This window comes from Actinophytocola sp. (genome assembly GCF_009379765.1).
Classification (GTDB): Bacteria; Actinomycetota; Actinomycetes; order Mycobacteriales; family Pseudonocardiaceae; genus Actinophytocola.
Genome location: NZ_WHTD01000026.1, coordinates 59,385 through 68,374 on the forward strand (window position 1 = coordinate 59,385; position 8,990 = coordinate 68,374).

2 protein-coding genes are annotated in these 8,990 nt (G+C 74.4%); both read right to left on the reverse strand.

Annotation, left to right across the window (positions count from 1 at the left end; translation table 11 throughout):
- Positions 1-7,515: a type I polyketide synthase gene (locus GEV28_RS10875; RefSeq protein ID WP_291411263.1), complete on the reverse strand. Its 7,515-nt coding sequence runs from the start codon at positions 7,513-7,515 to the stop codon at positions 1-3.
- Positions 7,516-7,549: 34 nt separating this feature from the next.
- On the reverse strand, positions 7,550-8,752 hold the full coding sequence (locus tag GEV28_RS10880; RefSeq protein WP_291411266.1) for a cytochrome P450: 1,203 nt from the start codon (positions 8,750-8,752) through the stop codon (positions 7,550-7,552).
- Positions 8,753-8,990 lie beyond the last annotated feature (238 nt).

Genomic DNA, 8,990 nt, shown 5'->3' on the forward strand with positions numbered 1-8,990 from the left:
TCACCGCCTCACTCGGACACGATCACGCAACGCGCGGCGCACAAGGCCCTCTGCATCCATTGCGTCGATAAGGTCTGTTTGGGTCGTGCGCTCGTCCCGCTCTTCTGGGACCTCTGGTTCGGGGGCCAGCTCGGCCCGGATCGCCTCGGCGATGGCCGCCGGGGTCGGGTGGTCGAAGATCAGCGTGGCCGGCAGGCGCAGGCCGGTGCTCGCGTTGAGCTGGTTGCGCAGCTCGACCGCGGTGAGCGAGTCGAAGCCGAGCCCGTCGAGCTGCCGGTCGGGAGTGATCGCCGACGTGCTCGCGTGGCCGAGAACGGCGGCGACCTGCTCGCGCACCATGTTCTGGAGGGTCCGCCGCTGGTCCTGTGTGGACATCAGGCCGAGCTTGGTGCGCAGGCCGATGTCGGTCTTGACGGTGCCGGCGGCGCGGCGGGGCCTCGTGAGGCCGCGCACGAGCGGTCCGCCGGCCCGGCCGAGGTCGAGCTTGATGGGGACGGCCAGCGCGTGGCTGCCGGCCAGGGCTGCGTCGAACAGGGCGAGTCCTTCCGGAATGGACAGTGCGCCGGTGCCGGAGCGGGCGAGCCGGGCGATGTCACTGCGATCGAGGTGAGCGGCCATGCCGCTGTCCCAGGGGCCCCAGGCGAGCGAGACGGCGTGCCGCCCCGCCGCTCGGCGGGACCGGGCGAGCGCGTCGAGGAACGAGTTGGCGGCGGCGTAGTTGGCCTGGCCGGGGGTGCCCAGGATCCCGGCGGCGCTCGAGAAGAGGACGAACAGCTCGGCGTCGCCGGCGAGCTCGTGGAGGTGCCAGGCGGCGTCGGCCTTGGGCGCCAGGACGGCGTCGACGCGTTGTGGGGTCTGGGCCTCGATGACGCCGTCGTCGAGGACGCCGGCGGTGTGCACGACGCCGCTCACCGGGTGGTCGGCCAGCAGCGCCGCGAGCCGGTCGCGGTCGGCGACGTCACAGGCGACGATCTCGGTCCTCGCGCCCGCCTCGGTCAGCTCCGCGCGCAGCGCCTCGGCACCCTCCGCGTCGGGACCGCGGCGGCTGGCGAGGATCAGCTCGGTGACGCCGTACTCGGCGACGAGGTGCCGGGCGACCGCCGCACCGAGCCCACCGGTGCCGCCGGTGACCAGCACCGGACCCCGTGGCCTTGTCGGCTCCACTGTGGACGGGACGGTGCGGGCGAGCCGGGGCACGTGGACCCGGCCGCCGCGCAGGGCGAGCTGCGGCTCTCCGGTGGCGAGCGCCGAGGCGAACGCGGTGGTGTCCCCGTCGTGGTCGATGAGCACGATCCGGCCCGGGTGCTCGGCCTGGGCGGAGCGGACGAGCCCCCACACGGCGGCCCCGGCCAGGCCGGGTGCCGCGCCGGCGGGCGCCGCGTCGGCCGGCTCAGGCAGCGCAGCTCCCCTGGTCGTCACCACCAGGCGGGCGCTCGCGAGCCTCGGGTCCGCGAGCCATTCCTGCAGCACCCGCAGTGCCTCGTGGGTCGCGGTGTGGGTGCCGGCCACGTCGTTGTGGCCGGCACCCGCTTCATACACCACCACCTCCGGCGCGGGCGCGCCGGAATCCATGGTCGCGGCCAGTGCCGCGAGATCGCCGTGCCGGGACGCGGGGATCCCCGCCGGCGCCGGGGTGGCACCGAGTACCGCCCAGCGCTCCGGGACCGCGCCGATGGCGGCCGGGGCGAGCGGCCAGTCCACATGGAACAGCCAGCGGCCGGCCGGGCCGCGCGCCGGTCCGCGCAGCGCGTCCTCGTCGACGGCCCGCATGGCCAGCTCGTCGATCGTCAGCACCGGGGCACCGTCCGGGTCCGCGACGTGCACGCTGACCGTGTCTGTGCCGGTCGGGCTGATCCGAACCCGCACCGCGGTGGCGCCGGTGGCATGCAGGGTCACCCCGGTCCACGCGAACGGCAGCCGGATCTCCTGACGGTCCCGGTCGAGCAGGAACACCCCGTGCATCGCGGCGTCGAGCAGAGCCGGGTGGATGCCGAACCGGACCGCGTCGGCCGGATCGGGCAGCTCGACCTCCGCGTAGATGTCGACGCCGTCGCGCCAGGCGCGGCGCAGGCCCTGGAACGCCGGGCCGTAGCCGAAGCCGTCCAACCGTTCGTACAGGTCGTCGACGGCCAGCGGCTCCCCGCGGGGCCAGTCGGTGAGGTCGACGCCCGCGGGAGCGTCGGCGCTGAGGGTGCCGCCCGCGTGCCGGACCCACTCGCCACCGTCCTCGGGTCGCGAGTGGACGGACACGGCGCCGTCCCGCACGGTCACCTGGACCTGCACGGCGTCGGTGAGCACCAGCGGCGCGTGCAGGGTGAGGTCCGCGAGGTGGTGGCGGCCGACCTCGTCGCCCGCGCGGATCGCCAGCTCGACGAACGCCGCGCCCGGCACGAGAACCGTGCCGCCGACGGCGTGGTCGGCGAGCCACGGGTGCGTCGACAGCGAGAGCCGGCCGGTGAGCACGGTCGTGTCCCCGCCGACGAGCGGGACGGCCGCGCCGAGCAGCGGGTGGCCGGTGGCGGCCTGGCCGAGCCCGGCGGCGTCGGTGGCAGCGGGCCGGGCGGCGAGCCAGAAGTCCTGGTGCCGGAAGGCGTAGGTGGGCAGCTCGACCTGCCGCGCACCCGGGAAGATGGCCGTCCACTCCGGACCCACGCCACGCACGTGCAGCCCGCCCAGCGCGCGGGCGAGCATGCCGAGCTCGTCGTGGCCACGCCGCTGCGACGGCACGAACGCCGGCCCCTCCACACAGTCCGCGCCCATGCCGGACAGCACCGCGTCCGGCCCGACCTCGAGGAACGTGGTCACCCCCCGCTCGACCAGGGTCGTGACGCCGTCGGCGAACCGGACCGCCTCGCGGACGTGCCGCACCCAGTAGTCCGGGGTGGTCGGCCGCACCGGCCCGCCGGTGAGGTTCGAGACCATCGGGATCCGCGGCTCCCGGTAGGACACGGTGGCGAGCACCCGGCGGAACTCGTCGAGCATCGGCTCCATCAGCGGCGAGTGGAACGCGTGCGACACGGTGAGCCGCCTGACCTTGCGCCCCTCGCCGGCCCAGCTCGCCTCGAGAGCACTGATCTCGTCCTGGTCACCCGAGACCACCAGAGACCTGGGTCCGTTGATCGCGGCGATGCTCACCCGGTCGGGCAGCTCGATCTCGTGCTCGGCGGCGCGCACGGCGAGCATCGCTCCACCACTCGGGAGCGCTTGCATGAGCCGGCCCCGCGCGGCGACCACCGTGCAGGTGTCGGCGAGCGACCAGACACCGGCGACGTGCGCGGCGACCAGCTCGCCGATCGAGTGGCCCGCGACCCAGTCCGGCGTGATCCCCCACGACTCCCACAGCCGGTACAGCGCGACCTCGACCGCGAACAACGCCGCCTGGGTGAACTCGGTCCGGTGCAGCCTCGCGTCGTCCTCGGCGAAGACCACCTCCCGCAGCGGTCCGCCCAGCGCGGCGGCCAGCTCGGCGCACACCGCGTCGAAGGCCTGCGCGAACACCGGGAACTCCGCGTACAGCGCGCGGCCCATGCCGGCGCGCTGCGAGCCCTGACCGGTGAACAGCATCGCCAGCTTGCCCGGTGTGACCGTGCCGGTGACCACGCCCGGCGTGGGCCGGCCGGCGGCCAGCGCGTCGAGCCCCGCGCGCAGCTCGGCCCGGTCGGCACCGAGAACCACCGCGCGGTGCGGTAACCCGGCCCGGGTGGTCGCCAGCGAGTAACCGATGTCGGCGAGGTCACCGTCGTGGGGCAGGAGCCGGGCGGCCTGGGCGGCCAGCGCGCCATGCGAGCGGGCGGAGAGCACCCACGGCACGACCGGCGGCCGGGTGCCGGCCTCGGAGTCCGATGTGGACGCGGCCTGCTCGAGGATGACGTGCGCGTTGGTGCCGCTGATGCCGAACGACGACACCGCCGCGCGGCGTGGCCGCTCGACCCGCGGCCAGTCGCGCTGCCCGGTCAGCAGCTCCACCGCGCCCGAGGCCCAGTCGACCTGGGGCGTGGGCTCGTCGACGTGCAAGGTTCTCGGGAGCACGCCGTGCCGCATGGCCAGCACCATCTTGATCACGCCGGCCACGCCAGCGGCGGCCTGCGTGTGCCCGATGTTGGACTTGAGCGAACCCAGCCACAGCGGCCGGTCCCGATCCTGCCCGTAGGTCGCGAGCAGCGCCTGCGCCTCGATCGGGTCCCCCAGCGCGGTCCCGGTGCCGTGCGCCTCCACGGCGTCCACATCGGACGAACGGAGCCCGGCGTTGGCGAGCGCCGCGCGGATGACCCGCTGCTGGGACGGGCCGTTCGGCGCGGTCAGGCCGTTCGACGCCCCGTCCTGGTTGACCGCCGACCCGCGCACGACGGCGAGGATGCGGCGACCGTTGCGGCGCGCGTCGGACAACCGTTCCAGCACGAGCGTGCCGACGCCTTCCGACCACGCGGTGCCGTCGGCCGCGCCGGCGAACGCCTTGCACCGCCCGTCCGGCGCGAGCCCGCGCTGCCGGGAGAACTCGACGAACGGCTCGGTGCTCGACATGACGGTGACCCCGCCGGCGAGCGCGAGCGTGCACTCGCCGGCCCGGATCGCCTGCGCGGCGAGGTGGATCGCGACCAGCGACGCCGAGCACGCCGTGTCGATGGTGACCGCGGGGCCCTCCAGGCCCAGCACGTAGGCGATCCGCCCGGACGCGACGCTGGCCGTGGTGCCGGTGAGCAGGTGCCCCTCCACGCCCTCGACACCGCCCGCGCCGGTGTGCGCTCCCCAGCCGTAGTCCGACGCGACCATGCCGGCGAAGACGCCCGTACGGCTCTCGCGCAGCGAGGTCGGGTCGATGCCGGCGTGCTCCAGCGCCGCCCAGGAGGCCTCGAGCAGCAACCGCTGCTGCGGGTCCATCGCGAGCGCCTCGCGCGGGGAGATGCCGAAGAAGTCGGCGTCGAACCCGGCGGCGTCCTCGACGAAGCCACCCGAGCGCACGTAGGACTTGCCGGGCCGGTCCGGGTCGGGGTCGAACACGCCGTCGACGTCCCAGCCGCGGTCGGTGGGGAACGGGCGGATGCCGTCGCCGCCGTCCAGCACCAGCCGCCACAGGTCGGCGGGCGACTCGACGCCGCCGGGCAGCCGGCACGCCATGCCGACGATCGCGACCGGCTCGTCCACCGGCCCTGGCTCGGCCGGCCGGACGGTCTCCGGCTCGCCACGCAGCCGGGAGAGGAGCGCACGCGGGGTCGGGTGGTCGAGGACAAGGGTGGCGGGCAGCCGCTGGCCGGTGGCGGCGGTGAGCCGGTTGCGCAGCTCCACGCCGGCGAGCGAGTCGAAGCCGAGCTCGGCGAACGGCCGGTCCAGGGCGTCCCCGATGGACAGCCCGATGTCGACGACGCCGGTGATCTCGGTCCACACGAGGTCGAGCAGCTCGTCGTCGGACAGCTCCCTGGCGGGCTCGGCGGGCCCGACCAGGTCACGCAGGAGCGTGGGGCCCGCGGGCATCCGATCGGCCGGCATCGCGACAACGCTTGCGGCGCCGAGGATCCCGGCGGTGTCGACCGCGCTGTCGACCGCGCGGTCGGTGGGCAGCCCCTCGATCGCGACCACGGCCGCGGGCAGCCCGTGCGCGCGGCGCTGGGCGACGAGCCCGTCGAGGAAGGCGGCGACCGTCGCGTGTTCCGGCTGGCCGGTGCCGAGCAGGTCACGGGCGGCGACGAGGAAGACCAGCGGGCCGGACGTCCGCTCGTGCAGCTCGATCGCCCGCCGGATCGCCGCACCGGGATCGGCGACGTCGAGCGCATGGCCCGGGGCGTCGACCCCGAACCCGGCGACCTCGGGATTCACCCATCCGGCGTGCTGGTCCCGCGCCGTCACGGGCACGAGCCGCGGCACGAGGACGGTCCCACCCCGAACCGCGAGCTCCGCCTCCCCGGGCACGACCGCGGCCGCCCCGTCGACGAACGTGACCCGCCCGGGGTGCCGATGCTGGACCGCCCGCACGAGCCCCCGGACGGCGGCGCGCGCCGGGTTGGGCGGCGGATCCCCCGGCAGCGCAACCGACTCGGCGGTCGCCACGACGAGGTGCCCGTCTCCCGCGGACGCGAGCCAGGCGTAGAGCTGAGCACCGACCTCCTCGGCGGGTGCGGCCCCGTCGAGCACGGTGACGCCGGTGGGCAACGGTCCCGCGGTCGCGACCTCCGTCCACCCCACCCGGTACAGGTCCTCGGGATCGGCGCCGAGGGCACACAACCGGGACGGCCGCGCCGAAAGCGCCCGCCGCACGACGGACCCGGCCGGGGTGCGCGGAATCCGGTCCACGAGCCGAAACTCGACAGGCTGCGCGGAGCGCGCCAACCGCGACCGACAGGTGGCGACGAGCGCCGCCGGATCCGGTGGGGCACCGGCCACGAGGTAGGCCACCGGGACCTCGCCTTCGGCCCGGTCCGGGTGGGCCGCCACCGCCGCGTCGCGCACGCCGGGGACCTCGCGCAGCACCGCCTCCACGTCGCCGGGGCGGATGGTCTCCCCTGCGCGGGTGATCAGGTCGGCGCGGCGGGCCGTCACCGCGAGGTAGCCACTCGGGTCACGGCGGGCCAGGTCACCGGTGCGGTACCAGCCGTCGCGCAGGGCCGCGGCCGTGGCGTCGGGCTCGTCGTGGTAGCCACCCGCCATCACGCTCGGGCCGCTCACCCACACCTCGCCCTCCTGACCGGTGCCCACGTCCTGCCCGGACGACGGGTCGACCAGGCGCAGGCCGAGGCCCGGCAGCGGCATGCACGCCGGCTCCCCACCCGGCCAGGCGACCGCGATCGGGCCGCACGTCTCGGTGGTTCCGTAGGTCTCCACGAGCGGCACGGCGAGGGTCACCCGGGGCGCCGCGCCGCGCACGACGCCGAGCCGAAGCGCCGGCAACACGGGAAGATCCGCGAACAGGCCGGGCGGACCGGCCACCACGGTCACCGACGGGTCCGGCACGTCCAGGTACGCGGTCGCGCCGATCGCGACCACGCCGAGGATGTCGAGCAGGTCCGGCTCGCCCAGGAGCACCGTGTCCTCCTCGGACAGGCCGAGGATCGGCGCGCAGCTCGCCACCGTCCACAGGACGTTGCGCTGCGTCGCGAGCACGCCCTTCGGCACCCCGGTGGTCCCCGCCGTGGGCAGGACGAACGCCAGCTCGTCCAGGTCGAGGTCGTCGCGGGCGTCGGTGATCGGCTCCTTCTCGACCAGCGTCGCGAAGTCCACATCGGACTCGTTGTCGACCACCAGCTCCGCGTCGGCCGGATCGCCGGCCGGCACGCAGATCGCGCTCGCCCGGATGGTCGCGAGGCAGCACTCCACGAAGTCCACGCCGCCGAGCCGGACCGCGACCCGGTCCCCTGGCAGCACGCCCAGCGCGGCGAGGTGCCCGGCGAGCCGCCGGGTCCGGCGCTCCAGGCCGGCGAACGTCACGCTCCGGCGCGCGTCGGCGAACGCCACCCGGTCCCCGAACCGATCCGCGTGCGCCACCACCAGCTCCGCAAGCGGCCGGATCAGGTCGGTTCGCAGCATCTCGGACACCCCATGTCAGCAAAGAGGGACGGGCTCAGACGATGACCGGAAGCTCCTGCGGCACGCGGATGAAGTTCGAGTGCCGCCAGCGCAGCTGCTCCGCGGGCACGGCCAGCCGGATGTCCGGGAACCGCTCGAACAGCGACCGCAGCGCGACCCGGACCTGCGCCCGACCCAGCTCCATCCCGGGGCACACGTGCGGGCCGAGCCCGAACCCGAGGTGTTGTTTGTTCTCCCGGCGGAAGTCCAGCTCGTCGGGCTCCGGGAACCGCCGCGGGTCGCGGGCGGCCGCGCCGAGCGACAGCGTGACGACATCGCCCGCCTGCACCGGGCAGTCACCGATCTCCATGTCCTCCACCGCGAACCGGCGCACCCCGCTCTGCACGGACCCGTCGAACCGGATCAGCTCCTCGACCGCCTCCGGGTACAGCGACGGGTCGGCACGCAGCTCGGCGATCTTCTCCGGCTGCCGCAGCAGCGCCGCGAGCGCGTTGCCGAGCGTGCCGGCGGTGGTCTCGAACCCGGCGATGAGCGTGAAGAACGACATGCTCAGAAGCTCCGGAAAGGACAGTGCCGGCGAGCCGTCATCCTGCTTCCAATGGCTCCAGTGCGAGATCAGGTCGTCGAGCGGCTCGGCCTGCCGGCGCTCGATGAGCGCGCCGAGCATGGTCACGAGCGGGTCGAACGCGGCGCCGGCCTCCTCGTCGGTGCCGGTGAGCATCGCCTCGCTCGCCGTGCGGAAGTCGGCCCGCAGCTCCGTCGGCACGCCGAGCATGTCGCAGATGATCGTGATCGGCAGCGCGCTCGCGAACGAGCCCATCAGGTCGGTCTTGCCGTCCTCGGCGACGGAGTCCAGGAGACCGTCGACGACCTCCTCGATGCGCGGCAGCAGCGCGTTGACCCGGCGCGGGATGAACGCGAAGTTGACGAACCGGCGCAGCCGGGTGTACTCCGGCGGGTCGGAGATCAGCGGGCAGGCGTCGAGCAGGTCCTCGGGCAGCGCGTCACCCGGGTAGTCGGGTCCGGCGTAGGACGGGTTGCGGGCGAGCCGGGCGTCGCGCAGCCCGTCGCGCACGTCCTCGTACCTCGTCACGATCCACTGTGGACTCTCGTCGACGTCGCACACCCGGTGCGCGTCGCCGGCATTGTGCAGTGCCGCGTAGGTCGGGTAGGGGCTGAAGAAGAAGTCGTCGTCGAACGGGACCGGGTTTCCGTGCGCGGGACATTTTCCAGCCATGGCAAGCCTCTCGGTGTTCGAACGACACGCTGTGCTCAAGTATTGGCGAGGGCACGTCACTCGATATGTACGCTTCGCCCATTCCCCGGTAACTAGTCCGCCTCCCCGGGATTAAGAGTGTTGGTTGCGTCCCGGCGGACGGTGCGGATCTCTGGTGGTTGGTGGCTGGGTGCCGTCACGGTCCCCTGAGCTTGCGTTGGTTGGTGCGAGGCTTGTGCCACGCCATGTCAACCCGGTA

Bases quoted from the DNA above. Each gene is read 5' to 3' on its own strand.
- GEV28_RS10875 (WP_291411263.1), bottom strand. From the start codon at position 7,515: ATGCTGCGAACCGACCTGATCCGGCCGCTTGCGGAGCTGGTGGTGGCG.
- GEV28_RS10880 (WP_291411266.1), bottom strand. From the start codon at position 8,752: ATGGCTGGAAAATGTCCCGCGCACGGAAACCCGGTCCCGTTCGACGAC.